The organism is Caballeronia pedi (assembly GCF_001544915.2).
Lineage (GTDB): Bacteria > Pseudomonadota > Gammaproteobacteria > Burkholderiales > Burkholderiaceae > Caballeronia > Caballeronia pedi.
Window position 1 is genome coordinate 344267 of the sequence record NZ_FCOE02000004.1, and the last position, 25742, is coordinate 370008.

Genomic DNA, 25742 nt, shown 5'->3' on the forward strand with positions numbered 1-25742 from the left:
TCATGACGTATGCGGTAAAGGAAATCTTCTACACGTTGCAGGGCGAAGGCGCCAATGCCGGGCGCCCGGCCGTGTTTTGCCGTTTCGCGGGCTGCAACCTGTGGTCGGGGCGCGAGGAAGATCGCGCGGACGCGGTCTGCCAGTTCTGCGATACGGATTTCGTCGGCACGGACGGCGAGAACGGCGGCAAGTACAGGACGCCAGCGGAGCTCGTCGCAAAGATCGCATCGCTGTGGCCGGAAGGCGCGGGGCACAGGTTCGTCGTCTGTACGGGCGGCGAGCCGATGCTGCAGATCGACCAGCCGTTCGTCGATGCGCTGCACGACGCGGGCTTCGAAATGGCGATCGAGACCAACGGCTCGCTGCCGGTGCTCGAGAGCATCGACTGGATTTGCGTGAGCCCGAAGGCCGACGCGCCGCTCGTCGTGACGAAGGGCAATGAACTGAAAGTCGTGGTGCCGCAGGACAACCAGCGTCTTGCGGAATACGAGAAGCTCGATTTCGAGTACTTTCTCGTGCAGCCGATGGACGGCCCGTCGCGCGACATCAACACGAAGCTGGCGATCGACTGGTGCAAGCGCCATCCGAAGTGGCGCCTGTCGATGCAGACGCACAAATACCTGAACATCCCCTGAATATAAGACGGTCAGCCGACGTGCAGACGATTACCCGAAAACTCGAATTCGATGCGGGCCACCGCATCCCCGATCACCGCAGCCAGTGCCGCAATTTGCACGGCCATCGCTACGTGCTCGAAATCACGCTGCAAGGCGACCTCGTCGACGTGGAAGGCGCGCCCGATCGCGGCATGGTGATGGACTTCGCCGACGTGAAAGCGCTCGCGATGGAGCATCTCGTCAACAAGTGGGACCACGCGTTCATCGTCTATGAAGGCGATGTCAAAGTGCGCGAATTCCTCCAGACGCTGTCGGATCACAAGACCGTCGTGCTGGATCGCATTCCGACTGTCGAGAACCTCGCGGCGGTCGCGTTCAACATTCTCGCGAACGTCTACGACGCGCATTACGGCGTCAATCTCAAGCTCAATCGCGTGCGTTTGTACGAAACGCCGAACTGCTGGGCCGACGTCGAGCGCAACTGAGGCGCGCCCAAGGCACGCCCGGCGCGTGCGCTTCTGGCACGGTATGATCGTCCGATGAGTCGCCCGCCATCCGAGGCGACGAGACACGGAGCGCGCATGCCGTCACTTCTTCCGTCGTTTTCTCTGCCGCGACCGCGTGCGGTCATCCTTCGACCCAACGAAGGGACCGCGCGATGAGCACATTCACCAATCCCCTCAAGCAGCGCCTCTCCGAAACGGGCACCCTGTTCGGCCTGTGGCTGTCGCTCGGCAGCGCCGATGCCGCCGAAGCCCTCGCCCACGCGGGTTTCGACTGGCTCTGCATCGACATGGAACACTCGCCGAACGATAGCGCCGATGTCGTCGCGCAGTTGCGCGCGATCGCGGCCGCGCATCTGCCGAGCGAGCCGATCGTGCGCGTGCCGGCCAACGAAGGCTGGCTCGTGAAGCGCGCGCTCGATGCCGGCGCGCGCACGCTCATGTTCCCGAACGTGCAGTCGGCGGAAGAGGCGGCGCGCATCGTCCGGCTCACCCAGTATCCGACCACGGCGGCGCTGGATGGCTTGCGCGGCGTCGCGGGCGCGGTGCGCGCGGCGGCATACGGCATGCGTCGCGACTACATGGCGGGCGCGAATGCGCAGATCGCGACGATCGTGCAGATCGAATCCGTGGCGGCGCTCGAAGCCGTCGACGAGATCGCCGCGACGCCGGGCATCGACTGCCTGTTCATCGGCCCTGCGGACCTCGCGGCGAGCCTCGGTCATCTCGGCGACGGCAAGCATCCCGACGTGCAGGCGGCGATCACGAAAATCGTCGATGCGGCGAATCGCGCGGGCATCGCGAGCGGCATCTTCGCGCTCGATGCCGCGAGCGCGCGGCAGTACGCGCAGGCGGGCATCAAGCTCGTCGCGATCGGCGCGGATGTGATGTGGCTCTTGAAGGCGACGCGCCAGGCGTTGCAGGAGGCGAGATCATGAAATCCGCGATAGCGTCGGTCGTCGCAGCGGTGAGCCTCTCGATATCGGCGGGCGCGGCCCACGCCGACAACGCGCCCAAGCCGACCGACATCGCGACGCAGAACGCCGTCGCCGACTACAACGCGGGCAATCTCGTCGCGGCGCGTTCGGAGTTTCGCCGTGCGGCGCAGCGCGGCAGCCGGCTCGCCGAATTCAACTACGCGATGATGCTGCTCAATGGCGAAGGCGGCGCGGCGGACGTGCCGGAGGGCAAGAAGTGGCTGCGCCGCGCCGCCGACGCTAACATGACGCACGCGCAATACGTGTACGGCAAGATGTACGACGACGGCCAGTTCGTCGAGAAAGATCCGGCGGAGGCGCATCGCTGGTTCCTGCGCGCGGCGAACCAGGGCCATGTGCAGGCCGAACTGGCGCTCGCGAACCAGTTTCTCGACGGACGCGGCACCGCGCGCGACAACGTGCAGGCGTTCGCCTGGTACAAGAAGGCAGCGGAAGGCGGCGACATGACGGCGCAATACGTCGCGGGTTCGTTCTACGAGCGCGGCGGCGACGGCGTCGAGCGCAATCTGAATGTGGCGCGCGCGTATTACGCGGCGGCGGCCGCGCAGGGCGATCCGGCCGCCAAGCTCAAATATCTGCAACTGAGCGCCGAACTCGAGCAGCAAAAGCCGCAGTGAAGCGCGTCGGCAAACAAAAAAGCCGCGGACGAATCCACGGCTTTGGCTTTGACGCGAGCGATCATCGCTAACTCTGCATCAACCTCTTTTGCCGCGCGACGCTCATGATCAGCCCGGCCGCGACGCCGAGCGTCGTCAGCGCGGTGCCGCCGTAGCTCATGAACGGCAGCGGCACGCCGACCACGGGCAGAATCCCGCTCACCATGCCGATGTTGACGAACGCGTAAGTGAAGAACGCGAGCGTGAGCGATCCGGCCAATAATCGCCCGAAGAAGGTCGCGCCGTTCGCCGCGATATACAGCCCGCGCGCGATCAGCGCCATATAGAGGAAAAGCAGCACGAGTCCGCCCGCGAGCCCGAACTCCTCGGCGTACACGGCGAAGATGAAGTCGGTGTGCTTTTCGGGGATGAATTCCAGATGGGCCTGCGTGCCTTTCAGCCAGCCCTTGCCGAGCGTGCCGCCGGAGCCGATCGCGATCACCGCCTGAATCGTGTGGAAGCCTTTGCCGAGCGGATCGGAGGTCGGGTCGAGCAGCGTGCAGATGCGGTGTTTCTGGTAGTCGTGCATCATCGGCCAGACGACATCGGGTTGACAGATCTTGTCCTGAAACACCGCTATACTCGCCACCGCGATGACCGCCGCCACGAGCACCGGCAGGATCAGCTTGAAACTCAATCCGGCGAAATAAATGACGAACATGCCGGCCGCGAACACGAGCACCGCCGTGCCCAGGTCGGGCTGCTTCGCGATCAGGCCAACCGGCAGCATCAGAATCAGAAATCCGACGATGTAATCCCACCAGCGGATATTGCTTTCGCGTTTCTGGTAGTACCACGCGAGCATCAATGGCATCGCGATCTTCATGATTTCCGACGGCTGGATCACCACGCCGACATTGAGCCAGCGTTTCGCGCCCTTGCGCGTCAGCCCGAACGCGGCGACAGCGATCAGTAACGCGACGCCGACCGTATAGAGCGGCACCGCGAACCGCATCAGCATTTGCGGCGGGATGTTGGCGAGCACCCACATCAGGCCGAAGGTCAGCATGATGTTGCGAAGCTGGTCTTCGACGCGCCCGGGCATGTCGAGACTCGCGCTGTACAGCGTCACGATGCCGACGCACAGCAGCAGGAACACGATGAGCGCGAGCGGCTTGTCGAACCCCGCGAACATGCGCTTGGCGCGGTCGAGCATTTCGCGCTTGTCGAATTGCATGTGCAGTTGCATGGCGGTTTTCCTTTACTCGTCGATGCCGCCGGACGGCGCGAGAACGCGCACAGCGTCGTTTTCATTGCCGCGCACCATGGTGGGCGTCGGCTCGGCCGGGCGTTTTTTTGGCGCGGGCGCGCGGCCCGGCGTCGACGCGGGAAGCGCGGCGGCAGGCGGCGCGGATGCGGCGCGCGGCGTCGAGGGTTTCGGGGCGGAAGCCGCGAGCGGCGGCGCGATAATCGACTTCGCGACAGCCGGATTCGACGCGGCCTGCGGCGAAAACGCCGGCGACGAATTCGCGACCGACGCAGGCAACGCGACGGCTGCGGGCGATTGCGTGCCGCCGATCATCGGCAGACCGGTATCTTCCGTCGCCGATGCCGCCGCGGCAACCGCGGCCGCCTGTGCGCCCGGCTTCATGCGGTCGATCAGATAGTAGTCGAGCACCTTGCGCGCGATCGGGCCGGCGGACTCCGCGCCCCAGCCGCCGTTTTCGACGATCAGCGCGAGCGCGATCTTCGGCTGCTCGGCGGGCGCGAATGCGATGAACAGCGCGTGATCGCGCAGATGTTCGGCGAGCGCGTGCCCCTTGTAGTTCGCGCCCTGCAACGAATAGACCTGCGCCGTGCCGGTCTTGCCCGCCGCCAGATACGGCGCGCCCGCGAACACCTTCGCCGCCGTGCCGTTGGTGACGACGCCTTCCATCGCGCGCTTGATGAAATCCACGTCTTTCTGTTGCACCGGGATCTTGTCGCTCGGATCGCGCACGACGGCGCGCGTCGCCTTCGAGATCGGATTTTCGATATCGCGCACGAGGTGCGGCTTCATCACGACGCCGTTGTTCGCGAGCGTCGCCGTGGCGTGCGCGAGTTGCAGGATCGTGAACGAGTTGTAGCCCTGACCGATGCCGAGGCTGATCGTTTCGCCTTCATACCAGCGCTGCTGCTCGGGCTTACGATACGCCTTGCGCTTCCATTCGGTCGACGGGAGAATGCCGCGCGCCTCGCCAGCGATATCGATGCCGGTGATCTGTCCGAAGCCCCACGGCTTCATGAAGCCGGCCATCGCATTCACGCCGAGATCGCGCGCGAGCATGTAGAAGTAGGTGTCGTTCGACACGACGATCGCGCGGTTCATGTCGACCCAGCCCTGGCCCGAGCGCACGTCGTTGCGGAACGTGTGGCCGCCGAAGGTGAAGTAGCCCGGATCCTGAAAGCCCCAGCCCGGCGTGCGCTTGTGCAGCGTCAGCGCGGCGAGCGCCATGAACGGCTTGTACGTCGAGCCCGGCGGATACGTGCCGTGCAGCGGACGATTCAGGAGCGGGTGATCCGGCGAATTGTTGAGGGCGTCCCAGGTTTGCTGATCGATGCCGTCGACGAACGAATTCGGGTCGAAGCTCGGCGCGGAGACGAACGCGAGCACGTCGCCGGTGGAGGGCTCGATCGCGACGAGCGCGCCGCGCTTGCCCGCGAACGCCTGCTCCGCGACCTGCTGCAAGCCGATATCCAGCGACAACTGAAGGTTGTTGCCCGGCGTCGCCTGCGTGCGCGACATCGTGCGCACCGGCCGGCCGCCCGCCGTCACTTCGACTTCCTCGAAACCGGTCAGACCGTGCAACTCGGTCTCATAGCTCTGCTCGACGCCGATCTTGCCTACGTAGTCCGTGCCCTTGTAATTGTTGGCGTCGAGGCGCGGATCGTAGTGATCCGAGCTTTCGTCGTTGGCGTCGCTCGCGTCGTCGATGCGCTCCTGATCGCGCTGCGAGATCCGGCCGATGTAGCCGATCACATGCGCGGCGGTCGCGCCGAGCGGATACTGGCGGAACAGGCGCGCCCGCACTTCGACGCCCGGAAAGCGAAAGCGCTGCGCCGTGAACTTCGCCACTTCCTCATCGGTGAGGCGCGTGCGGATCGGCAGGCTTTCGAAATTCTTCGAGTCTTCGAGCACCTTCTTGAAACGCCGGCGGTCGCGCGCGTCGATCGGAATGACCTGCGAGAGTTCGTCGATGGTTTCGTCGAGCGTGCCGTTGATCTTCGAACGCGTGATTTCGAGCGTATAGGCGGAATAGTTCTTCGCCAGCACGACGCCGTTGCGGTCCGTGATGATGCCGCGGTTCGGCACGATCGGCGCGACGGAAATGCGGTTTTCGTTCGCCTGCAACGAGTATTTGCTGAAGTGCCAGACCTGCAGATACAGAAAGCGCAGCCCGATCAGCCCGAAGCAGACGAACACGAACAGTCCCGCCGCCGCGACGCGCAGGCGGAACTTCGACAACTGTTGCTCGGTGTTCTTTATTTCGGTCATGCAGCTTTCGCGGTTTGCTCGCGATTCAAGTGTAGTTCGCGCGCGGCGGTTTATTCGGTGACCCGGCGCCGCGCGGTCGCGCTCAGATCGGGCGCGTGTCGTCCGGATCGGCGGCGCGGCGTTGCGGCATCAGCAAGAGGAAGCTCGCGATCGGCCAGAGCAGCGCTTCGACGAATCCGTTGACCAGATAACTCCAGCCGGGAAACGCCGCGCCCGTCATCAGGCGGATGATGAACGGCACGAGATGCGCGCCCACCAGCAGCGGCGCCACGACGAACATCTGCACCGGCAGCGAGATCCACAGCACGCGGCGGTGGATGGTGATCGCGCCGTACGAAAGTAGCGTGTAAGCCAGCGCGTGCTCGCCGAGCAGATTCGCGTTATGGACGTCCATCAGAATGCCGAGCATGAACGCGATGCCCATGCCGACCTTGCGCGGCTGATGCACGTTCCAGAACAGCAGCACGAGCGCGACGAAATCCGGCACGCCGATGAGCCGTCCCCACGGCATCAGATTCAGCAGAAACGCAGCGGCGAGACTGAACGTGATGAAGTACGGATTGACCGGCTGCAGGATGTATTGCGGACGGTTCATCGCGCGGCTCCCGAGGATGCGGGCTTCGGCGCATTCGCCTTCTTCGACGGCTTCGCCGCCGCGCTCGATGCCGCCTTGGGTGCGGCCGCTTTCGCCGGAGGAGCCTCGGCGGGCTTCGCCGCCGTTGCGGCCGCAGCCGGCGCGGACGCCGCCGCAGCCGCCGATGCGCCGCTTGCGCCCGCCGCAGCCGCCGCCTTGGGTGTGGCTTTCTTCTTGCCCTTGTTTTCCTTCGCTTCCTTGGCGGCCGCGGCCGCTTCGACTTCGATCGGATTGGGCGGCACGTTCAGGTTGTAGTGCAGCACGAGCAGCTGGCGCGCGCCGCGCACCGCCGCGATCGGCACGCAGACGACGCGCGCGAACGCAGTGTCCGCCTGTTTGTCGACGCGCAGCACCTTCGCCACCGGCAAGCCCGGCGGATAGATGCCGTCGAGGCCGCTCGTCACGAGTTCGTCGCCGGCTTGCACGTCGGCGCTGATCGGCACGAAGCGAAGATCGAGCGTATCGCCTTTCGGCGTGCCGTAGATCACGCTGCGCAAGCCGGTGCGCGCGATCTGCACGGGGACGGCCTGATCCTTGTCGCTGAGCAGCGTGACTTCCGATTGCAACGGAAACACGCGCGTGACCTGGCCGATCACACCGTCTTCGGTGACGACCGGCGCGCCGTCCTGGATATTTTGCTGCGAACCCTTGCCGATCACGACTTTCTGCGTGAACGGATCGCGCGTGTCGTACTGGATTTCGGCGGGCGTCTCTTCGGTGCTCGCGCGCGATTGCAGATTGAGCAGCGCGCGCAGATGCGCATTCTCGATGGCGAGCTGCGCCGCATCGCCTGCCTTCACGGAAAGCTCCAGGTTTTTATCGGCGAGCTTCGCGTTTTCGCTGCGCAGCGTCGCGCTGGTCACGGCGAGGTCGGCCGCGCCCATGAAGATGTCGCGCGGCACGAGCGCCGCGCGCTGCAACGGATAAAGCCCCGCGCCGAGCATGCCGCGAACGATTTCCAGCGTGCTGAAGCGGGCGTCCGAGATCAGCAACGCGATGGCGAGCACCACGAAGAAAATCAGGCGCGCGAGCGCGGAGGGGCCTTGCTTGAAGAGTGGCGGCGGACTGTATTCCATGGTCGGCGCCGAGGGCGTGAACGGATGGATCGATGCTGCAGGTTATCTCGCCGGCGGCGAGACCTGCCCTACGCTGTTCCGACAACGGCCCGGACAGAAGCCGGGCCGTGCGCGCGTCGCGTTACGCGGGTGCTTTTGGCTCTCGCGTCGAAGACCGTCACGCCCGGAGAAACAAGGGCGAAAGCCTTCAGCAGGGAGATCACTCGTACGAGAAGATGCTGCCGAGCTTGTCCATGCGCTCGAGCGCCATGCCCGAGCCGCGCACCACGCAGGTCAGCGGGTCTTCGGCGACCAGCACCGGCAGGCCCGTTTCTTCCGCGAGCAGGCGGTCCAGGTCGCGCAGCAGCGCACCGCCGCCCGTCAGCATCATGCCGCGCTCGGCGATGTCCGCGCCGAGTTCCGGCGGCGTCTGTTCCAGCGCGATCTTCACCGACGACACGATCTGGTTCAGCGGGTCCGTCAGCGCTTCGAGAATTTCATTGCTCGAGATAGTGAAGCTGCGCGGAATGCCTTCGGACAGATTGCGGCCCTTGACTTCCATTTCCTTCACTTCGGAGCCGGGGAACGCCGAACCGATTTCCTTCTTGATGGCTTCGGCGGTCTGTTCGCCGATCAGCATGCCGTAGTTGCGGCGGATGTAGTTGACGATGGCCTCGTCGAACTTGTCGCCGCCGACGCGCACGGAGCCCTTGTACACGATGCCGCCCAGCGAGATGACGCCGACTTCCGTCGTGCCGCCGCCGATGTCGACGACCATCGAGCCCGTTGCTTCCGACACCGGCAGGCCCGCGCCGATGGCTGCGGCCATCGGTTCTTCGATCAGATAGACCTGCGACGCGCCCGCGCCGTGCGCCGCTTCCTTGATGGCGCGGCGTTCGACCTGCGTGGAACCGCACGGCACGCAGATGATGATGCGCGGCGAAGGCGAGAACATGCGGGATTCGTGAGCGGTCTTGATGAACTGCTTGATCATCTGCTCGGTGACGGTGAAGTCGGCGATCACGCCGTCTTTCATCGGGCGGATCGCCTCGATGTTGCCCGGCACTTTGCCGAGCATCTGCTTGGCTTCCTTGCCGACCGCCTGAATGGTCTTCTTGCCGTTGGGGCCGCCTTCCTGGCGAATGGAAACGACCGAAGGCTCGTCGAGGACGATGCCCTTGCCGCGCATGTAGATCAGCGTGTTGGCGGTACCGAGGTCAATCGCCAGGTCGTTGGAAAAATAGCTGCGCAAAAAACCGAACATTCAAAAATCCTGTCTCGCTGGGTGGCCGTTCGTCGCGAGGAGCGCCGGGGACGGCAGCGGAAAAAATAACGGATTGCAAGGGCGGCGAACGCTCGCCGTGAAGTGCAATTCCGGGAAGAAATCTACCGCAGAATGGAACGCTGCACGCAAACGTTTCTCGCAATTCACTGATTCAGGGAGAAAGCCGCTGACAAGCCGTTCCAGAGGTGAGTCGAACGTGTAATGATACCTTATAATTTGTGGGTATCTATAGGAAAAGGATGGCACTTTTGACCATCGCCAGCCCTGCTTCCGTAAGCTCCTTTCGAGATCGTAACTCGCTGTCACAGCGAAGGTTTTCGAGATTGGGGCCGTCCACGTTTTCTCCGGTGATTCCATGTCTTTGACCCTGACCGACGTAAAACGCATCGCGCATCTGGCGCGGCTCGAATTGCCCGACCACGAAGCCGAACCCACGCTTGCACGGCTCAACGACTTTTTCGGTCTCGTCGAGCAGATGCAGGCCGTCGACACGACCGGTATCGAACCGCTCGCACACCCGATCGAACAGATCGAGGAAGTCGCGCTTCGTCTGCGTGACGACGCTGTCTCAGAGCGCGTCGAACGCGAAGAGTTCCAGCGATCCGCGCCTGCCGTGCAAGACGGGCTCTATCTCGTGCCGAAGGTGATCGAGTAACGGTCGACAATCCAGCGATACCGCGCGCGGGAATGAAGACCGCGCTCATCAGGGAACTGCAATGCATCAAAAAAGCTTGACCGAACTGCGCGCCGCGCTCGACTCGAAGGAGATCTCCGCGGTCGAACTGGCGCAGTCGTATCTGCAACGCATCGAGGCCGCGAAGGCGCTGAATGCGTTCATCGGCATCGATCGCGAGCTCACGCTCGAACAGGCAAAAGCCGCCGATGCCCTCATCGCGCAGGGCAACGCCGGCGCGCTCACCGGTCTGCCGGTCGCGCACAAGGACGTGTTCGTCACGCGCGGCTGGGCGTCGACGGCCGGTTCGCACATGCTCGAAAACTACGCGAGCCCGTTCGACGCGACCGTGGTCGATCGTCTGAAGCACGCCGGCATGGTGTGCCTCGGCAAGACCAACATGGACGAGTTCGCGATGGGCTCGTCCAACGAGAATTCGTACTTCGGCGCGGTGAAGAATCCGTGGGACCTGAAAGCCGTGCCGGGCGGTTCGTCGGGCGGTTCGGCCGCTGCCGTGGCCGCGCGCCTCGCGCCCGCCGCGACCGGCACCGACACCGGCGGCTCGATCCGCCAGCCCGCGTCGTTCACCGGCATCACGGGCATCAAGCCGACTTACGGCCGCGTGTCGCGCTACGGGATGATCGCGTTCGCGTCGTCGCTGGACCAGGGCGGCCCGATGGCGCAAACCGCCGCCGACTGCGCGCTGCTGCTCAACGCGATGTCCGGCTTCGACGAGCGCGACTCGACCAGCCTGCAACGCGAGAACGAAGACTACACGCGCCATATCGGCAAAACGTGGAACGGTTCCGATGATGCAAGCAAGCCGTTGAAAGGCCTGCGCATCGGCATGCCGAAGGAGTACTTCGGCGCCGGACTCGCGGACGACGTGCGCGCGTCCATCGACGCGGCGTTGAAGCAATACGAAGCGCTCGGCGCGACGCTCGTCGAGGTGTCGCTGCCGCAGACCGAGCTGTCGATTCCCGTGTACTACATCATCGCGCCGGCGGAGGCTTCGTCGAACCTGTCGCGCTTCGATGGCGTGCGCTACGGGCATCGCGCGGCCGAATACCGCGATCTGCTCGACATGTATAAGAAGTCGCGTGCGGAAGGCTTCGGGCCGGAAGTGAAGCGGCGAATTCTGGTTGGCACGTATGTGCTATCGCACGGCTACTACGACGCGTACTACCTGCAGGCGCAGAAGATTCGCCGCATCATCGCGCGCGACTTCCAGGAAGCGTTCAAGCAGTGCGACGTCATCATGGGACCGGTCGCGCCGACGGTCGCGTGGAATCTCGGCGAGAAGGCCGACGATCCCGTGCAGATGTACCTCGCCGATATCTACACGCTGTCCGTCAGTCTCGCGGGCTTGCCCGGCATGAGCGTGCCGTGCGGCTTCGGCGCGGGCGCGAACGCGGATCGCCCGGTCGGGCTGCAGATCGTCGGCAACTATTTCAACGAAGCCCGGATGCTCCAGGTCGCCGACGCGTTCCAGCGCGCGACCGACTGGCACCGCAAGGCACCATCGGCATCGGGAGTGTGAACATGCAGTGGGAAGTCGTCATCGGTCTGGAAACGCACGCGCAGCTTTCCACCGTCTCCAAGATTTTCTCGGGCGCGCCCACCCAGTTCGGCGCGAGCCCGAACTCGCAGGCGAGTCCCGTCGATCTCGCGCTGCCCGGCGTGCTGCCGGTGATGAACCGCGGCGCCGTCGAGCGCGCGATTCGCTTCGGGCTGTCGATCGGCGCGCATATCGCACCGCGCAGCATCTTCGCGCGCAAGAACTACTTTTATCCGGATCTTCCGAAGGGCTATCAGATCAGCCAGTACGAGATTCCGGTCGTGCAGGGCGGTCAGATCACGATCCAGGTTCCGGCCAATGAAAAAGCGGGCAAGGAAGCGTATTCGAAGACCGTCAATCTGACGCGCGCGCATCTCGAAGAAGACGCGGGCAAGTCGCTGCACGAAGACTTCGCGGGCATGACGGGCATCGACCTGAACCGCGCGGGCACGCCGCTGCTCGAGATCGTCACGGAGCCGGAAATGCGCAGCGCGGCGGAAGCGGTCGCGTATGCGAAGGCGCTGCACGGACTCGTCGTGTGGCTCGGCATCTGCGACGGCAACATGCAGGAAGGCTCGTTCCGCTGCGACGCGAACGTGTCGGTGCGGCCGGTCGGCCAGAAGGAGTTCGGCACGCGCGCGGAAATCAAGAATCTGAACTCGTTCCGCTTTCTCGAAGAAGCGATTCAATTCGAAGTGCGCCGTCAGATCGAGCTGATCGAGGACGGCGGCACCGTGGTTCAGGAAACGCGTCTCTACGATCCGGACAAGCGCGAAACGCGTTCGATGCGCAGCAAGGAAGACGCGCACGATTACCGCTATTTCCCGGACCCGGATCTGATGCCGCTCGTGATCGAGGAAAGCTGGATTGCGCGCGTGAAGGGCGAACTGCCCGAGCTGCCGGCGGACATGCAGAAGCGTTTCGTCGACACGTACGGTCTGACGCCGTATGACGCGGGCGTGCTGACTTCGTCGAAGGCGATGGCGTCGTACTTCGAAGCGCTCGTGCAGAAGGCGGGCGCGAACCAGGCGAAGATCGCCGCGAACTGGATCATGGGCGACGTCTCCGCGCAACTGAACCGCGAATCGCTCGATATCGGCGAGTCGCCGGTGTCTGCCGCGCAGCTCGCGCTGATCGTGCAGCGCATCGCCGACGGCACGATCTCCAACAAGATCGCGAAGGACATCTTCCAGACGATCTGGGAAGAAAAGGCGACGGACGAAGGCGCGGCGGATCGCATCATCGATGCGAAGGGCCTGAAGCAGATTTCCGACACCGGCGCGCTCGAAGCGATCATCGACGAAGTGCTCGCGGCGAACCAGAAATCGGTCGAGGAATTCCGCGCGGGCAAGGAGAAGGCGTTCAACGCGCTGATCGGCCAGGCGATGAAAGCGACCAAGGGCAAGGCGAATCCGCAGCAAGTGAACGAGTTGTTGAAGAAAAAGTTATCCTGATAGGGCCTTCAGGGGCATTCCTCCGCGTAAGCGGAGATAGACCGAAGTTATCCTGACAGCGTGTCCCCAACGGGATGAACGGGCTGCTGCCGGTTAAGCCTGGCAGCGGCCCGTTTTCATTAGACGACGGTAAAAAAATGGCAAAGAAACCCGAACTCGACGACTTTCGCGTACCGTTCTTCGACGCCGGCAAGAAACTGAAGCCGTTCGACCTGAGCGCGATCGACCCGTCCGCGAAGCCATTTTCCAGCGGCGCGAAGGAAGAAGACCGAGAACGCCTCGCCGCGATCGGCGCGCAACTCGATGACCTTCAGGAGAAGCTCCACGCGCAGCGTCGCCAGCGCGTGCTGCTGGTGCTGCAAGGCATGGACACGAGCGGCAAGGACGGCACCGTGCGCGCGGTGTTTCACGATGTCGATCCGCTCGGGTTGCGCATCGTGCCGTTTCGCGCGCCGTCGGAACGCGAGGCCGCGCACGACTTCCTGTGGCGCGTGCACGCGCAGGCGCCGCAGGCCGGCGAATTCGCGATCTTCAATCGCAGCCACTACGAAGACGTGCTCGTGCCGCGCGTGCTGAAGCAGATCGATGCCGATCAATGCGAGCGTCGCTATCGCCACATTCGCGCGTTCGAGTCGCTGCTTGCGGACAGCGGCACGACCATCGTCAAATGCTTTCTGCATATTTCGAAGGACGAGCAGCGCGAGCGTTTGCAGGCGCGCATCGACGATCCGACCAAGCACTGGAAGTTCGACGTCTCCGATCTCGAAGCGCGCAAGCAGTGGAGCGACTATCAGGCCGCGTACGCGGACGCGCTCGGCGCGACGTCGACGGAATACGCGCCGTGGTACATCATTCCGGGCAATTCGAAGACGCATCGCAACGTGATGGTCGCGGAACTGCTGTTGCGCACGATGCAGGACATGAAGCTCGAATTCCCGCCGGCCAAGGAATCGCTCAAGGGCGTGAAGGTCGACTAAACGAAATCGATAAAAAGGAAGCAAGCGTATGTTTCGCGTGATTACCGCCAATCTCAACGGCATCCGTTCGGCCGCCAAGAAAGGTTTCTTCGACTGGTTCGGCGAGCAGAAATCCGACGTCGTCTGCGTGCAGGAAATCAAGTGCTCGCAAGACGATCTGACGCCGGAATTCCTCGCGCCGCACGGCTTTCAGGGCTATTTCCAGCACGCGGTGAAGAAGGGCTACAGCGGCGCGGGTCTCTACACGCGTCATGAGCCGGATGACGTGATCATCGGCTTCGGTTCGGAAGAGTTCGATCCGGAAGGGCGCTACGTGGAAGCGCGCTTCGGGAAACTTTCCGTGGTGTCGGTGTATGTGCCGTCGGGGTCGAGCGGCGACGAGCGTCAGCAGGCGAAGTACCGCTTCATGGACGAGTTCATGCCGCATCTCGACGCGCTTTCGAACGAGCGCGAAGTGATCCTGTGCGGCGACGTGAATATCGTGCACAAGGAAATCGACATCAAGAACTGGAAGAGCAATCAGAAGAACTCCGGCTGCCTGCCGGAAGAGCGAGCATGGCTCACCAGGCTCTTCGACGACGTCGGTTATGTCGACGTGTTCCGCACAATCGATCAGCGTCCCGAGCAGTACACGTGGTGGAGCAATCGCGGTCAGGCGTATGCAAAGAACGTCGGGTGGCGGATCGATTATCAGATCGCGACGAAGGAAGTCGCCGCGACCGCGAAGAAGACGTCGATTTTCAGGGACATCAAGTTCAGCGACCACGCGCCGCTGACTATTGATTACGACTGGAAGATCGCGAAGGCGAAGAAGTAAGGCTAGCGGCCGGACTTCTTGAACCGCCCCATCCCCGCATAGTTGGGCAACTGATCGATAGTCTTGCCCACCGCCTTCGCATATAGCGGCATCATGTCCGACATCCGCTTGAGCAGGTCCTGCCTGCGATCCGGCCCATACGGATGCAGCCACACGAAGCCGTCGTCCGCGCGCCGCGTTCCCGAATCGATCTTGTTCCACAACGTGACGGCCGCGCGCGGATCATAGCCCGCGCGCGAGGCGATCTCGCTGCCGATCACATCGGCTTCCGTTTCGTCGGCGGGGGAATAGCGCATCGACAGCAATTGATCGCCGATATCCGGCTGCTGCGACGCATAGTTCGAGAAGCCGAAAAGCTGCGGCATCGTGCCCGCGCTCAACTGCGCCGCCTGCTGTCTGCCGAGCCGCTCGCGCGCATGCTCGCGCAACGCGTGCGCGATTTCATGGCCGATCATCATGCCGATCTCGTTGTCGTTCAGACGCAGTTTGTCGATGAGCCCGCTATACACGACGATCTTCCCGCCCGGCAGGCACACCATGCGCTCTTCGGGCGACTTGATGACGTTGATTTCCCACTTCCAGTTCTTCGCGCGATCGTTCCACTTGAGCGCGAACGGAATCTCGTGATTCGCGATCTCGCGCACGCGTTTCACGAGCGGGTTGTCATCGGGCAGCAGCGTCTTGTTGCGCTCGGCATCGTGTATGACCTGCCTGTATTCATCCGCCGACTGCGCTTCGAGCGTCGCGGGCGGAATCAGGTTGCGAAAGAGCGCCGTGTTGCCGAAGCGGATCTGGTTGTTCGGCGCGGAGTACGGCGGCGGCGTCTTCTGCTCGTCCTGGCCATGCGCGAACAAAGGCGCGAGCGACGCCAATGCCATTGCGCAAACCGAGGCGCGAAGCTTGCAAGAAACCGTCATCGTTGAGTTCTCCAGGGCGCGATTTTCGGCAACAGTAACATGCCCGGAATGGACAGCGCGACGCAGATCAGGAAGTATGAAAACCACCCGGTTTCATTGACGATATAGCCGCTGCCCGCCGCGGCGAAGGTGCGCGGCACCGCCGCGAGGCTCGTGAAGAGCGCGAATTGCGTCGCGGTATAGCGCGGGTCCGTCGTGCTCGCGATATACGCGGTGAAGGTGGCGAGCGTGAGACCCGTCGCGAAGGTTTCGAAGCCGTACAGCACGCCGAGCGCCAACGGCGACGGCCCGATCTTCGCCAGCCACGCGAAGCCCACCGTTGCGACGATCTGCAGAATGCCGAAGATCCACAGTCCGCGCGCGATGCCGATCTTCACCAGCGCGATGCCGCCGAGCAAGCCGCCCGCGATGCTCGCCCAGAACGCGACCGCCTTCGCGATCACGCCGATCTGCGCAAGCGAGAAACCGACGTCGATGAAGAACTTCGTCGCGAGCGCGGTCGCCATCGTGTCGCCGAGCTTGTACAGGAAGATGAAGCCGAGCACGAGCAGCGCCGCGCGCCAGCCATCGCGCGTGATGAATTCATGAAACGGCTCGACGATCGCCTCGCGCAGACTCTTCGGCGGCGCGCCGTGAATCGCCGGCTCCTTGACGACGAGCGTCATGATGAGACCCGGCAGCATGAACGCGGCGGTAATCAGAAATACGGTCTTCCACGGCAGGACGGTCGCGAGAATCAGCGACAGCGAACCGGGTACGAGACCCGCGACCTTGTACGCATTGACGTGCACCGCGTTGCCCAGCCCTTGTTCGGTATCGGCGAGCAGTTCGCGCCGATAGGCATCGATGACGATGTCCTGACTCGCGCTGAAGAACGCGACGAGCGCGGCCACCGCCGCGACGGCCCACAGATTCCGCTCCGGCGAGAAGAACCCGAACGAGCCGATCGCCACCATCACGAGCACTTGCGTAAGGAACATCCAGCCGCGCCGTCTGCCTGGAGTCCAGCCCGGAAAGCGCGGAATGTAACGGTCCATCAGCGGCGACCAGACGAACTTCCATGTATAGGGAAGTCCGATCAGCGCGAACAGGCCGATCTCCTTCACATTGATATGCGCGGTCGTGAGCCACGCCTGCAGCAAGCTGTACAGCGTGAAGAGCGGCAATCCGGACGTGAAGCCGAGAAAGACGCAAATGAGGATGCGCTTGTTGAGAAACGCGCGCCATCCGGGATGATCTTCGTGAGCAGTTAGAGCGGGCGCCTCGTGTGGCGTATCAGGCATGTCGTATAGCAGGCAGTTGTCGATGCGCGAGCGCGCCGGTCATCGTTACCGGCGCTTCACGCGATAGACCGCAAGACTACCACGCCAGTTCGCGCCCCAACGGACCGGCTGCCCGTCGTGCAGCACGACACGGTCCAGAATCTCGATGCCGACTTCCGGCGCGAGCGCCTCGAAATCCTTGATCGTGAGCACACGCACGTTCGGCGTGTTGTGCCACTGATACGGCAGCGACTTCGACACCGGCATACGCCCCTGAATCACCGAAAGCCGGTGCTGCCAGTAACCGAAATTCGGAAACGACACGATGCACTGACGCCCGACGCGCACCGTCTCGCGCAGGATCGCGGCGGTTTGATGAATCGTCTGCAGCGTCTGCGAAAGAACCGCGAAATCGAAACTGTCGTCTTCGAAAAGACGCAAACCGTCTTCGAGATTCTGCTGGATCACGTTCACGCCTTTTTGCGCGCACGCGAGCACGCCGGCGTCGTTGATCTCGATGCCATAACCCTTCACTTCGAGCTCTTCCCCGAGCAGCGACAGCAGCGAGCCGTCGCCGCAGCCGAGATCGAGCACCGTCGAGCGCGGTTCGACCCAGCGGGCGATCGCGCGAAAATCCGAACGCAGCGCGAGCGAATCGAGTGTGTGCTGGTTCATGCGCCGATCTCCGTGGCAATGCGTTCGTAATAGGCGCGCATGAGATTGTGATAGCGCGCGTCGTCGAGCAGGAAGGCGTCGTGGCCGTGCGGCGCGTCGATTTCCGCGTAGCTCACCGTGCGTTTGTTGTCGAGCAGCGCCTTGACGATTTCGCGCGAACGCGCGGGCGCGAAACGCCAGTCGGTCGCGAAGCTCGTGATGAGATATTTCGCCTGCGTGTTGGCGAGCGCTTTCGTGAGATCGCCGTCGAAGGCCTTCGCGGGATCGAAATAATCGAGCGCGCGCGTGATGAGCAGGTACGTGTTCGCGTCGAAGTATTCGGCGAACTTGTCGGCCTGATAGCGCAGATACGACTCCACTTCGAATTCGACATCGAAGTTGAAGTTGTACGCATCGAGCGCGCCTTCGGCACGGCGCAGCGCGCGGCCGAATTTCACGGCCATGTCGTCGTCCGACAGATACGTGATGTGGCCGATCATGCGCGCGACCCGCAAGCCGCGACGCGGCTTCACGCCGTGCGCGTAGTAATCGCCGCCGTGAAAATCGGGATCGGAGAGGATCGCCGAGCGCGCCGTTTCGTTGAACGCAATGTTCTGCGCGGAGAGCTTCGGCGTCGACGCCACCACGATGCAATGCGCGAGCCGCTCCGGATACATCATGCTCCACGCGAGCGCCTGCATGCCGCCGAGGCTGCCGCCCATCACGGCCGCGAAGCGCTCGATGCCGAAGCGGTCCGCGAGACGCGCCTGCGCGTTCACCCAGTCCTCGACCGTGACGACCGGAAAGCTCGCGCCGTACGGCTTGCCCGTGGCGCCGTCGATGCTCATCGGCCCGGTCGAGCCGAAGCACGAACCGAGATTGTTCACGCCGATCACGAAGAAGCGGTTGGTGTCGAGCGGCTTGCCCGGCCCGACCATGTTGTCCCACCAGCCGACGTCCTTCGGGTTATCGGCGTGGATGCCCGCGACGTGATGCGACGCGTTCAGCGCGTGGCACACCAGCACGGCGTTCGAGCGCGCGGCGTTGAGTTCGCCATACGTTTCGACGACGAGTTCGTAGTCGCCGAGCATCGAGCCGTTCTGCATGGCGAGCGGCTCGGTGAAGCGCAGTGTTTGGGGCGTGACGATGCCGATCGATTCCATTCATTCCGCCTTTGACCAAGCGGCTAAACGGTGTCGGCGATGCGCGTGAATACAGCGATGGCGCGGCTGACGACCTCTTTAGCCGCATTTATAGTGAACCTTCGGCAATGCAGCCCTGAGGTTCGCGCGCCCGCAATCGAGTCAGCAAATCGGCGCGTCGTTGATGTTCGAGAAAATCTCGTTAGCGATGAAGTATAGCGGAAATCGTCATAACGCCGCCATGTCGGCCATCTTGGATATGGCCCGCTTTTGCGTCTATATTGTCTAATCGTCTCGTCTTGCCAAGGAACGGAAATGAAACCGAGCCGGGTCAGACCGCTCAGTCACCTGAAGAGCCGTGCGGCCGAGATGATCCGCAATGTCGTCGAAAGCCGCGAGCCGATGCTCATCACGCAGAACGGCGAAGGCAGGGTGGTCGTGCAGGACGTGCAGTCGTATGAGGACGTGCATCAGACCCTCGCGCTGCTGAAGATTCTGGCGATGGGACAGAAGACCATCGAAGCCGGTCAGTGCACGAGCGCAGCCGATGTATTCGCCGAGATCGAGCGTATGGACCGCGCGGAAGGCATCAAGTGAAGACCGTCTTTCTCGATCCGGTGCGCCAGGATTTGCAGGATTTCCGGCGCTACGTCATCAACAAGTTCGGCGGCACCGCCTGGGCCGCGACGCGCAACCGGATCGCGGATACCATCGCCGAAATCGAAGCCGCGCCGCGCAACGGCGTGACGCCGCCCGAACTCGTCGACTTCCGCATGTCGGGCTACTACGAAGTGCCGAGCGGCACGATCCGCATCATCTACAAGATCGAGGGCGACACGATCTACGTGCATCTCGTCGTCGATGCGCGCTCTGACCTCGAAGACATCCTCGCGCGCCGCTTATTCCGAATGTAGGCGCCGCCCATGCGATGACGTCAGCGCGCGCAGCGAGCGCACGGTGCGATCGACGTAATGCGGCCGGCCCACGCCCGGCAAACGTACGGACATGCCGCCGCCCGACGTTTTCGCGACCGGCAGATGCCCCACGATCCACACCGTGCGAATTCCCAGCCGCCGATAGCTCTTCAGATGCCCGCGCGTATCCTCGACGAGAATCGCGTCTTCGAGACGCACGTGCGCGCGGCGCATCGTACGGCGCAGCATCGGCGCATCGGGCTTGGCGCGCCAGTGGCTGCCCTCGCGCATGTCCTCGATCGCGATCACGCGCTCGAACAGCTTCGCGATGCCGAGTTCCGCGAGCACGGTGCGCGCGTAGAGCGTCGGCGCGTTGGTGAGCACGATCTTGCGGCCGGGCAGCGCGCGCAGGATTCGCGTGAGGCCGCGCTCGGCGCGCAGCATCGACGGCAGATCGGGGAAGGTGTGAACCTCGCGCAGGAAGTCGGCCGGATCGATGCCGTGATGCCTGACGAGCCCGAGCAGCGTCGCGCCGTAGCGCACCGTATAGCCGACGCGCAGCCGGTTCGCCTCGTCGACATCGACATTCAGGCGATCCATGATGTACTGCGTCATCCCGCGATTGATCGCCGGAAAAATCGCGTGCGACGCGTGATGCAGCGTGTTGTCGAGATCGAAGAGCCAGACAGGGCCGCGTGCCTTGACGCGGCGGCGGCGGGACGGGCGATGCGCGGTCATATATGAAAACGCCCGCGCATTGGCGGGCGTTGAAGGAACGGGAGAAAGCTCAATGCGAGCGGATCATCGTGCCGAACGGCTGCTCGGTCAGGATTTCGAGCAGCACCGAATGTTCGATCCGGCCGTCGATGATGTGCACCGAGCGCACGCCGCTCTTCGCGGCATCGAGCGCGGAGGAGATCTTCGGCAGCATGCCGCCGGAAATGGTGCCGTCGGCGAACAGCGCGTCGATCTCGCGCGCGGAAAGGTCGGTCAGCAGATTGCCTTCCTTGTCCATCACGCCGGGGATGTTCGTCATCATGACGAGCTTTTCGGCGTTCAGCACGACGGCGAGCTTGCCCGCGACCAGATCCGCGTTGATGTTGTACGAGAGGCCGTCTTCGCCGAAGCCGATCGGCGAAATGACCGGAATGAACGCGTCGTCCTGCAGCGCCTTCACAACCGCCGGGTTGATTGCCTCGACTTCGCCGACCTGACCGATGTCGATGAACTGGCCCGGATTATCGCGGTCCGGCATCAGCAGCTTGCGCGCGTGGATGAGTCCGCCGTCCTTGCCCGTCAGACCGACCGCCTGACCGCCGAAGTGATTGATCAGCGTGACGATGTCCTGCTGCACCTCGCCGCCGAGCACCCATTCGACGACTTCCATGGTTTCTTCGTCGGTGACGCGCATGCCCTGGATGAAGGTGCCCTGCTTGCCGATCTTCTTCAGCGCCTGGTCGATCTGCGGGCCGCCGCCGTGCACGATCACCGGATTGATGCCGACGAGTTTCAGCAAAATGACGTCGCGCGCGAAGCCCTGCTTCAGGCGCTCTTCGGTCATGGCGTTGCCGCCGTATTTGATCACGACCGTCTTGCCGTGATACTGACGGATATAGGGCAGCGCCTCGGCCAGGATTTCAGCCTTCAGGGTCGGCGCGATTTGCGTGAGGTCGGGTAGCTCGGACATGGCGGCAAATGAGGCGAGGAGCGTTTAAACACGCCGAATTGTACAGGACTGACGCATTGCAGCAGGACGAATTGCCGCGCGGGCGCCAACGTTTTCCGGCATGGCGGCCGGCATGCGATCATCGTTCAGGCAGATCGATGACAGGATGATGAACGACTCCCCCGAAACGAACGAGCGTGAAGCGCCGGGCTCGCTCATTTGTGCGCGCTGCGGCGCGCCGTTTCGCTGCGGCGCGCAGGCGGGCGATTCCACCTGCTGGTGCGCGACGCTGCCCGCGCTGCCGGCCGATCGTCTGCGGCCCGGCGTGAGTTGCCTGTGCCCGGCGTGTCTCGCGGCCGAAATCGGGCGCGCCGGGCGCGCGAAATAGCGCGCGGCAAGGTGCGACAAATCGCGCCAGATGCCGCAGCAAGCCTGATGCAAGCGGGATAATGTCGCATGAAGCGTGATAACGCAGTCAGGCACTCAACCAGATGCATCGCATAACCAATACCGGACGGGTCAATCTCGGTCATCTCTTCTGGCTTCGCTCGCTCGCGATCATCGGCCAATTGACGACCATCGCCGTCGTGCAGATCTTCTTCGGCGCGAAGCTCCCGCTGCCCGCGATGCTGCTCGTGATCGCGCTGGAGATGATCTTCAACGGCCTCACGTGGCTGCGCGTCGCGCGGGCGCGGCCGGAGACCAATCTCGAACTGTTCGGCCAGATGTGGGTCGACCTCGGCGCGCTCTCGGCGCTCTTGTTCCTCTCCGGCGGCGCGACCAATCCGTTCGTCACGCTCTATCTGCCGTCGCTCGCGATCGCCGCCGCCGTGCTGCCGTGGACGATGATGACCTGCCTCGCGCTCTTCGCCGTCGCGTGTTACGCGCTGCTCAGCTACAACTACGTACCGCTCAATATCGAGAATCCGGCCAATCTCTTCGATTATTTCCGCACCGGCCTGTGGGTGAACTTCATGGTGAGCGTCGGGCTGATCGGCTGGTTCGTCGCGCGCATGTCGCGGGCGCTGCGCGTGCGCGACGCCGCCCTCGCCGATGCCCAGCAACGCCATCTGCGCGATGAGCGCGCGGTCGCGCTCGGCGTGCAGGCGGCGACCGTCGCGCACGAGATGGGCACGCCGCTTTCGACCATCGCGATGCTGTCGGAGGAATTGCGCGACTCCGCCGCTCACGACAAAAACCTCGCGCCCTACGCGGCCGATTTCGAATTGCTCGAGCAGCAGATGGCGCTCTGCACCTCCGCGCTCGCGCGCCTGCGCAGCCGTGCGACCGGCCCGTCGAGCCGTCAGGCGCTCGGCGAATGGCTGCCGAGTTTCATCGAGCAATGGCGTCTGCGGCATCCGCAGGTGAAATTCGCGCAGATCGACCGGACGCCCGCGAATGCGTCGATCGACGATGCGGTGGCCGTCGGCCAGATCCTCACGATCCTGCTCGATAACGCCGCGCGCGCGAGCAGCGAATCGGTGACGCTGCAGGCGTCGGCGGAAACCATCGACCAACTGGATTACGTGCGCTTCGATGTGTGCGATCGCGGTCCGGGCATTCCGCCCGCGTTGCGCGCCACGCTCGGCGCGGGACCGGTCGACAGCACGCAGGGCGGCCACGGCGTCGGGCTTTATCTGGCGTTCGCGGCGGCGGCGCGGCTCGCAGGCTCGATCGAACTGATCGACGGCAAGCCGCGCGGCACCTGCGCGGTGTTGCGCCTGCCGAATCGCGGCGCGGTCACGGCGCCGGCGCACACGGCAAGAACTGAACGAAGCGGCGCGGCCTGAACTCGAACACAGGCTCGCCCGAACGGCTACGGAGAAAAAACATGAGCGATACCAACTTCCTGATCATCGACGACGACGAAGTCTTTGCCGGCATTCTTGCTCGCGGCCTGACGCGGCGCGGCTTCACCCCGCATCAGGCGCACGACGCCGACGAGGCGCTGAAGCTCGCGAACCAGCACAAGTTCGGCCAGATCACGGTCGATCTTCACCTGGGCAACGATTCCGGGCTGCGGCTCGTCGCACCGCTGCGCGATCTTCAGCCCGACGCGCGCATTCTCGTTCTGACCGGCTACGCGAGCATCGCAACCGCCGTGCAGGCGGTGAAGGACGGCGCGGACAACTATCTGGCGAAGCCGGCGAACGTCGAGACGATTCTCTCCGCGCTCCACGAGCAGGCGAGCGAGCAGACGGCCGAGGAAGCAATCGAGAATCCGACGCTGCTCTCGGTTGCGCGGCTCGAATGGGAGCATATCCAGCGCGCGCTCGCCGAGAACAACGGCAATATTTCGGCGACGGCGCGCGCGCTCAACATGCATCGGCGCACGCTGCAGCGCAAGCTGGCGAAGAAGCCGGTGAGGCAGTAAGACGGGAGGGGCGGCGCGGCATGGCGCAAGCAGAAGCGCAAAAAGCGGCGCCCCAAAAAAGAACCGCCCAAGCCGGGTGCCAAGGGCGGTAATCGGAGAGTTGCAACGACTACATGCGTGAACATGGAACACGCACGTAGAAAGCATACGTTCCAGCGTTGCCTGTCCAAATAAGAAAAATCCGAATTAAGAATTCACTTAGTTTCTCTGCGTTTTAGCAGCAATTAGCCGATTTCTTTCGGCTGTTCTTCATTGACCTTTCGCCGATATTCCGGCGTCCATTCTCAAGGCGTTATCCCGTTCATACGCGCTCAAGAAAAATGAAACGAGCGCCGTAAAGCCACTCTGTGCGCGAACCTCGGTTTGCGCTGCGCCGGCCGCGGACGTCGTCTGCGGGGCGCGACAGAGGAGACATCGATGAAATGGTTTGACCGCCTGTCCGTGCTCAGCAAGCTGTTGCTGTCTTTCGCGGTCGTGATTCTGTTCACCGCGTGCGTGGGCGTCACCGGCGTGGTTTCGCTCGCGAAAATGAACGGACTGATCGAGGAAATCGGCGATCGTCACATGGACGGCCTGTACTGGGTCGAGGAAGCCAACAAGCACAAGCTCAACACGGATCTCGCCGCCGCCAACCTGACCTTCGCCGACGATGCAGGCAAGGACAAGCTGAAGGAAGGCATGTCGGCTTCGCTCGACAGCATGCATCGCGCGTTCGAGAACTTGCGCCCGACGATGCGCTCCGCCGAGAGCATCGCGCTGTACGACACGGCGAGCAAGTCCGTCGCCGGGTGGGAGGACATCGTGCTGATGCAGATGGGCAAGAAGCCGATGCCGGTCGACGTCGACCAGATGGGTCTCATCGCGCGCGCGATCGCTGCGAGCGAAAAGGCGCGCGATTCGCTGGAGCGTCTCGCCGACTTCAAAAGGAAGCGCGCGACCGACGCGCGCCGTGACGCGGCATCGGAATATGAAACGATGCGCATCGTCATGCTCGCGCTCGTGTTCGGCGCGATGGTCGCGGGCGCGCTGCTCGCGGCGCTGATCGGACGGCGTCTTGCCGCGCAACTGGGCGGCGAGCCGGCCTATGCCGCCGATATCGCCGACCGCATCGCGCGCGGCGATCTGACGACGCGCGTCGCCACGCGCCACGGCGATGACTCCAGCATGCTCGCGAGCCTCGGCAACATGAGCACGAAGCTGGCGGATATCGTCGGCGGGATTCGCCATTCCAGCGAATCGATTCTGTTCGCATCGCGCGAAATCGCGCAGGGCAACACCGATCTGTCGCAGCGCACGGAAGAGCAGGCGGCCTCGCTGGAGGAAACCGCGTCGAGCATGGAGCAGCTCACGCAGACGGTGCGCCAGAACGCGAGCAACGCCGACGAAGCGAGCGGCCTCGCGCGCGGCGCGTCGGATGTGTCGGCGCGCGGCAGCGAGCTGGTCGGCGAAGTGGTCGAGAACATGCGTGAACTGGCGTCGGGCTCCAAGCGCATGACGGACATCATCGCCGTGATCGAGGGCATCGCGTTCCAGACCAATATCCTCGCGCTGAACGCCGCCGTGGAAGCGGCGCGCGCGGGCGAGGAAGGCCGCGGCTTCGCCGTGGTGGCGGGCGAAGTGCGCTCGCTCGCGCAACGCAGCGCGATGTCGGCGAAGGAGATCAAGGAACTGATCGAGGCATCGACGGCGCGCGTCGACAGCGGCGCGGCGCTCGCCGAACGCGCCGGCGCGACGATGGCCGAAGTCACGCAGGCCGTGCAGCGCGTGACGGACATCATGGCGCAGATCTCGTCGGCGTCGCACGAACAGAGCACGGGCATCGAGCAGGTGAATCGCGCTGTCGCGCAGATGGATCAGGTGACGCAGCAGAACGCGGCGCTGGTCGAACAGGCGGCGGCCGCGGCGGGCGCGATGGCCGATCAGGCCGAGCAGTTGAAGGGCGCCGTCGCGGTCTTCGAACTGGATCGTGGCGCCTGAAAAGCGCGCACGGTTCGGGCGGCGGTTGGCGAAACGGTCGTAATATCGGCTCGCTTGCCACTCGAGGGTCCGCTCCGTACACTCGCGCCTGTTTTTCCAACAAGCGCGCCGCACGGACGGCGCCTCACCGCCGA

At 63.8% G+C, this 25742-nt stretch carries 26 protein-coding genes; 15 read left to right on the forward strand and 11 right to left on the reverse strand.

Features of this window, described 5'->3' with window-relative positions; all coding sequences use genetic code 11:
• Positions 1 to 2: 2 nt before the first annotated feature.
• The 4 genes from queE (at position 3) to AWB80_RS08765 (ending at position 2735) form a co-directional block, all read left to right on the forward strand.
• Positions 3 to 635 (forward strand): 7-carboxy-7-deazaguanine synthase, encoded by a 633-nt coding sequence (gene queE / locus AWB80_RS08750; protein WP_061174232.1) that lies wholly within the window; start codon positions 3 to 5, stop codon positions 633 to 635.
• Between the two features lie 20 nt (positions 636 to 655).
• A complete protein-coding gene (queD, locus tag AWB80_RS08755; RefSeq protein ID WP_061174233.1) occupies positions 656 to 1102 on the forward strand; it encodes a 6-carboxytetrahydropterin synthase QueD in 447 nt (148 codons plus the stop codon).
• Positions 1103 to 1275: 173 nt separating this feature from the next.
• Positions 1276 to 2058: an HpcH/HpaI aldolase family protein gene (locus AWB80_RS08760; protein ID WP_061174234.1), complete on the forward strand. Its 783-nt coding sequence runs from the start codon at positions 1276 to 1278 to the stop codon at positions 2056 to 2058.
• On the forward strand, positions 2055 to 2735 hold the full coding sequence (locus tag AWB80_RS08765; protein WP_061174235.1) for a tetratricopeptide repeat protein: 681 nt from the start codon (positions 2055 to 2057) through the stop codon (positions 2733 to 2735). Before AWB80_RS08760 ends, AWB80_RS08765 begins: the two co-directional genes overlap by 4 nt.
• A 67-nt stretch (positions 2736 to 2802) precedes the next feature.
• Here AWB80_RS08765 and rodA read toward each other — a convergent pair whose 3' ends face one another.
• The 5 genes from rodA to AWB80_RS08790 form a co-directional block, all read right to left on the reverse strand.
• Positions 2803 to 3951, reverse strand: a complete 1149-nt coding sequence (rodA, locus tag AWB80_RS08770) for a rod shape-determining protein RodA (RefSeq protein WP_061174333.1) — start codon at positions 3949 to 3951, stop codon at positions 2803 to 2805.
• 24 nt (positions 3952 to 3975) lie between these two features.
• Positions 3976 to 6249 carry a penicillin-binding protein 2 gene (gene mrdA, locus AWB80_RS08775; RefSeq protein ID WP_061174236.1) on the reverse strand — a complete coding sequence of 758 codons (2274 nt, stop codon included), beginning with the start codon at positions 6247 to 6249 and terminating at the stop codon, positions 3976 to 3978.
• A gap of 82 nt (positions 6250 to 6331) precedes the next feature.
• Entirely contained in the window at positions 6332 to 6844 is a 513-nt protein-coding gene (mreD, locus tag AWB80_RS08780; RefSeq protein ID WP_061174237.1) for a rod shape-determining protein MreD, read from the reverse strand.
• On the reverse strand, positions 6841 to 7959 hold the full coding sequence (gene mreC / locus AWB80_RS08785) for a rod shape-determining protein MreC (protein WP_061174238.1): 1119 nt from the start codon (positions 7957 to 7959) through the stop codon (positions 6841 to 6843). The genes mreD and mreC overlap by 4 nt, the downstream gene beginning before the upstream one ends.
• Positions 7960 to 8158: 199 nt before the next feature.
• Positions 8159 to 9202: a rod shape-determining protein gene (locus AWB80_RS08790; protein ID WP_004189550.1), complete on the reverse strand. Its 1044-nt coding sequence runs from the start codon at positions 9200 to 9202 to the stop codon at positions 8159 to 8161.
• A gap of 376 nt (positions 9203 to 9578) precedes the next feature.
• Between AWB80_RS08790 and gatC the strand changes: the two genes are divergently transcribed.
• The 5 genes from gatC to AWB80_RS08815 all read left to right on the forward strand — a co-directional run bounded on the left by gatC (position 9579) and on the right by AWB80_RS08815 (position 14702).
• On the forward strand, positions 9579 to 9878 hold the full coding sequence (gatC, locus tag AWB80_RS08795; protein ID WP_035509719.1) for an Asp-tRNA(Asn)/Glu-tRNA(Gln) amidotransferase subunit GatC: 300 nt from the start codon (positions 9579 to 9581) through the stop codon (positions 9876 to 9878).
• A gap of 61 nt (positions 9879 to 9939) precedes the next feature.
• Entirely contained in the window at positions 9940 to 11436 is a 1497-nt protein-coding gene (gene gatA / locus AWB80_RS08800) for an Asp-tRNA(Asn)/Glu-tRNA(Gln) amidotransferase subunit GatA (protein ID WP_061174239.1), read from the forward strand.
• Between the two features lie 2 nt (positions 11437 to 11438).
• The gene (gene gatB / locus AWB80_RS08805) at positions 11439 to 12908 is read left to right on the forward strand and encodes an Asp-tRNA(Asn)/Glu-tRNA(Gln) amidotransferase subunit GatB (protein ID WP_061174240.1); all 1470 of its coding nucleotides are present in this window, start codon (positions 11439 to 11441) and stop codon (positions 12906 to 12908) included.
• A 137-nt stretch (positions 12909 to 13045) separates the two neighbouring features.
• Positions 13046 to 13885 carry a polyphosphate kinase 2 family protein gene (locus AWB80_RS08810; RefSeq protein ID WP_061174241.1) on the forward strand — a complete coding sequence of 280 codons (840 nt, stop codon included), beginning with the start codon at positions 13046 to 13048 and terminating at the stop codon, positions 13883 to 13885.
• Between the two features lie 28 nt (positions 13886 to 13913).
• Positions 13914 to 14702: an exodeoxyribonuclease III gene (locus AWB80_RS08815; RefSeq protein WP_061174242.1), complete on the forward strand. Its 789-nt coding sequence runs from the start codon at positions 13914 to 13916 to the stop codon at positions 14700 to 14702.
• A 2-nt stretch (positions 14703 to 14704) separates the two neighbouring features.
• Here the strand turns inward: AWB80_RS08815 and AWB80_RS08820 are convergent, their stop codons facing one another.
• From AWB80_RS08820 to metX, 4 genes are read right to left on the reverse strand one after another with little or no spacing between them, the layout of a single operon-like run.
• A complete protein-coding gene (locus AWB80_RS08820; RefSeq protein ID WP_244206444.1) occupies positions 14705 to 15580 on the reverse strand; it encodes a M48 family metallopeptidase in 876 nt (291 codons plus the stop codon).
• Between the two features lie 35 nt (positions 15581 to 15615).
• Positions 15616 to 16902 (reverse strand): AmpG family muropeptide MFS transporter, encoded by a 1287-nt coding sequence (locus AWB80_RS08825; protein WP_061174244.1) that lies wholly within the window; start codon positions 16900 to 16902, stop codon positions 15616 to 15618.
• Positions 16903 to 16947: 45 nt separating this feature from the next.
• Complete coding sequence (gene metW, locus AWB80_RS08830; protein ID WP_061116742.1) at positions 16948 to 17556, reverse strand: methionine biosynthesis protein MetW; 609 nt, start codon at positions 17554 to 17556, stop codon at positions 16948 to 16950.
• Complete coding sequence (metX, locus tag AWB80_RS08835; protein ID WP_061174245.1) at positions 17553 to 18698, reverse strand: homoserine O-succinyltransferase MetX; 1146 nt, start codon at positions 18696 to 18698, stop codon at positions 17553 to 17555. The genes metW and metX overlap by 4 nt, the downstream gene beginning before the upstream one ends.
• A 294-nt stretch (positions 18699 to 18992) precedes the next feature.
• Between metX and AWB80_RS08840 the strand changes: the two genes are divergently transcribed.
• Positions 18993 to 19274 (forward strand): type II toxin-antitoxin system Phd/YefM family antitoxin, encoded by a 282-nt coding sequence (locus tag AWB80_RS08840; RefSeq protein ID WP_061174246.1) that lies wholly within the window; start codon positions 18993 to 18995, stop codon positions 19272 to 19274.
• Positions 19271 to 19591 carry a type II toxin-antitoxin system RelE/ParE family toxin gene (locus tag AWB80_RS08845; protein ID WP_061174247.1) on the forward strand — a complete coding sequence of 107 codons (321 nt, stop codon included), beginning with the start codon at positions 19271 to 19273 and terminating at the stop codon, positions 19589 to 19591. Before AWB80_RS08840 ends, AWB80_RS08845 begins: the two co-directional genes overlap by 4 nt.
• Here the strand turns inward: AWB80_RS08845 and AWB80_RS08850 are convergent.
• Both AWB80_RS08850 and argB read right to left on the reverse strand, forming a co-directional pair.
• Positions 19577 to 20329 carry a pyrimidine 5'-nucleotidase gene (locus tag AWB80_RS08850; protein ID WP_061174248.1) on the reverse strand — a complete coding sequence of 251 codons (753 nt, stop codon included), beginning with the start codon at positions 20327 to 20329 and terminating at the stop codon, positions 19577 to 19579. The genes AWB80_RS08845 and AWB80_RS08850 overlap by 15 nt on opposite strands.
• 49 nt (positions 20330 to 20378) lie before the next feature.
• Positions 20379 to 21278 (reverse strand): acetylglutamate kinase, encoded by a 900-nt coding sequence (argB, locus tag AWB80_RS08855; RefSeq protein ID WP_016343979.1) that lies wholly within the window; start codon positions 21276 to 21278, stop codon positions 20379 to 20381.
• A gap of 145 nt (positions 21279 to 21423) precedes the next feature.
• Between argB and AWB80_RS08860 the strand changes: the two genes are divergently transcribed.
• The 4 genes from AWB80_RS08860 (at position 21424) to AWB80_RS08875 (ending at position 25608) form a co-directional block, all read left to right on the forward strand.
• Positions 21424 to 21645, forward strand: a complete 222-nt coding sequence (locus AWB80_RS08860; RefSeq protein WP_087131148.1) for a cysteine-rich CWC family protein — start codon at positions 21424 to 21426, stop codon at positions 21643 to 21645.
• A gap of 103 nt (positions 21646 to 21748) precedes the next feature.
• Positions 21749 to 23047: an ATP-binding protein gene (locus AWB80_RS08865; protein WP_061174249.1), complete on the forward strand. Its 1299-nt coding sequence runs from the start codon at positions 21749 to 21751 to the stop codon at positions 23045 to 23047.
• A 41-nt stretch (positions 23048 to 23088) separates the two neighbouring features.
• Positions 23089 to 23631 (forward strand): response regulator transcription factor, encoded by a 543-nt coding sequence (locus tag AWB80_RS08870; protein ID WP_061174250.1) that lies wholly within the window; start codon positions 23089 to 23091, stop codon positions 23629 to 23631.
• A 417-nt stretch (positions 23632 to 24048) separates the two neighbouring features.
• Positions 24049 to 25608 (forward strand): methyl-accepting chemotaxis protein, encoded by a 1560-nt coding sequence (locus AWB80_RS08875; RefSeq protein WP_061174251.1) that lies wholly within the window; start codon positions 24049 to 24051, stop codon positions 25606 to 25608.
• Positions 25609 to 25742 lie beyond the last annotated feature (134 nt).

Excerpts from the sequence above, each read along its gene's own strand:
- queE (WP_061174232.1), top strand. The coding sequence starts at position 3 with ATGACGTATGCGGTAAAGGAAATCTTCTACACGTTGCAGGGCGAAGGC.
- AWB80_RS08760 (WP_061174234.1), top strand. The coding sequence starts at position 1,276 with ATGAGCACATTCACCAATCCCCTCAAGCAGCGCCTCTCCGAAACGGGC.
- AWB80_RS08765 (WP_061174235.1), top strand. The coding sequence starts at position 2,055 with ATGAAATCCGCGATAGCGTCGGTCGTCGCAGCGGTGAGCCTCTCGATA.
- rodA (WP_061174333.1), bottom strand. The coding sequence starts at position 3,951 with ATGCAATTCGACAAGCGCGAAATGCTCGACCGCGCCAAGCGCATGTTC.
- mrdA (WP_061174236.1), bottom strand. The coding sequence starts at position 6,249 with ATGACCGAAATAAAGAACACCGAGCAACAGTTGTCGAAGTTCCGCCTG.
- mreD (WP_061174237.1), bottom strand. The coding sequence starts at position 6,844 with ATGAACCGTCCGCAATACATCCTGCAGCCGGTCAATCCGTACTTCATC.
- mreC (WP_061174238.1), bottom strand. The coding sequence starts at position 7,959 with ATGGAATACAGTCCGCCGCCACTCTTCAAGCAAGGCCCCTCCGCGCTC.
- AWB80_RS08790 (WP_004189550.1), bottom strand. The coding sequence starts at position 9,202 with ATGTTCGGTTTTTTGCGCAGCTATTTTTCCAACGACCTGGCGATTGAC.
- gatC (WP_035509719.1), top strand. The coding sequence starts at position 9,579 with ATGTCTTTGACCCTGACCGACGTAAAACGCATCGCGCATCTGGCGCGG.
- gatA (WP_061174239.1), top strand. The coding sequence starts at position 9,940 with ATGCATCAAAAAAGCTTGACCGAACTGCGCGCCGCGCTCGACTCGAAG.
- gatB (WP_061174240.1), top strand. The coding sequence starts at position 11,439 with ATGCAGTGGGAAGTCGTCATCGGTCTGGAAACGCACGCGCAGCTTTCC.
- AWB80_RS08810 (WP_061174241.1), top strand. The coding sequence starts at position 13,046 with ATGGCAAAGAAACCCGAACTCGACGACTTTCGCGTACCGTTCTTCGAC.
- AWB80_RS08815 (WP_061174242.1), top strand. The coding sequence starts at position 13,914 with ATGTTTCGCGTGATTACCGCCAATCTCAACGGCATCCGTTCGGCCGCC.
- AWB80_RS08820 (WP_244206444.1), bottom strand. The coding sequence starts at position 15,580 with ATGGCATTGGCGTCGCTCGCGCCTTTGTTCGCGCATGGCCAGGACGAG.
- AWB80_RS08825 (WP_061174244.1), bottom strand. The coding sequence starts at position 16,902 with ATGCCTGATACGCCACACGAGGCGCCCGCTCTAACTGCTCACGAAGAT.
- metW (WP_061116742.1), bottom strand. The coding sequence starts at position 17,556 with ATGAACCAGCACACACTCGATTCGCTCGCGCTGCGTTCGGATTTTCGC.
- metX (WP_061174245.1), bottom strand. The coding sequence starts at position 18,698 with ATGGAATCGATCGGCATCGTCACGCCCCAAACACTGCGCTTCACCGAG.
- AWB80_RS08840 (WP_061174246.1), top strand. The coding sequence starts at position 18,993 with ATGAAACCGAGCCGGGTCAGACCGCTCAGTCACCTGAAGAGCCGTGCG.
- AWB80_RS08850 (WP_061174248.1), bottom strand. The coding sequence starts at position 20,329 with ATGACCGCGCATCGCCCGTCCCGCCGCCGCCGCGTCAAGGCACGCGGC.
- argB (WP_016343979.1), bottom strand. The coding sequence starts at position 21,278 with ATGTCCGAGCTACCCGACCTCACGCAAATCGCGCCGACCCTGAAGGCT.
- AWB80_RS08860 (WP_087131148.1), top strand. The coding sequence starts at position 21,424 with ATGATGAACGACTCCCCCGAAACGAACGAGCGTGAAGCGCCGGGCTCG.
- AWB80_RS08865 (WP_061174249.1), top strand. The coding sequence starts at position 21,749 with ATGCATCGCATAACCAATACCGGACGGGTCAATCTCGGTCATCTCTTC.
- AWB80_RS08870 (WP_061174250.1), top strand. The coding sequence starts at position 23,089 with ATGAGCGATACCAACTTCCTGATCATCGACGACGACGAAGTCTTTGCC.
- AWB80_RS08875 (WP_061174251.1), top strand. The coding sequence starts at position 24,049 with ATGAAATGGTTTGACCGCCTGTCCGTGCTCAGCAAGCTGTTGCTGTCT.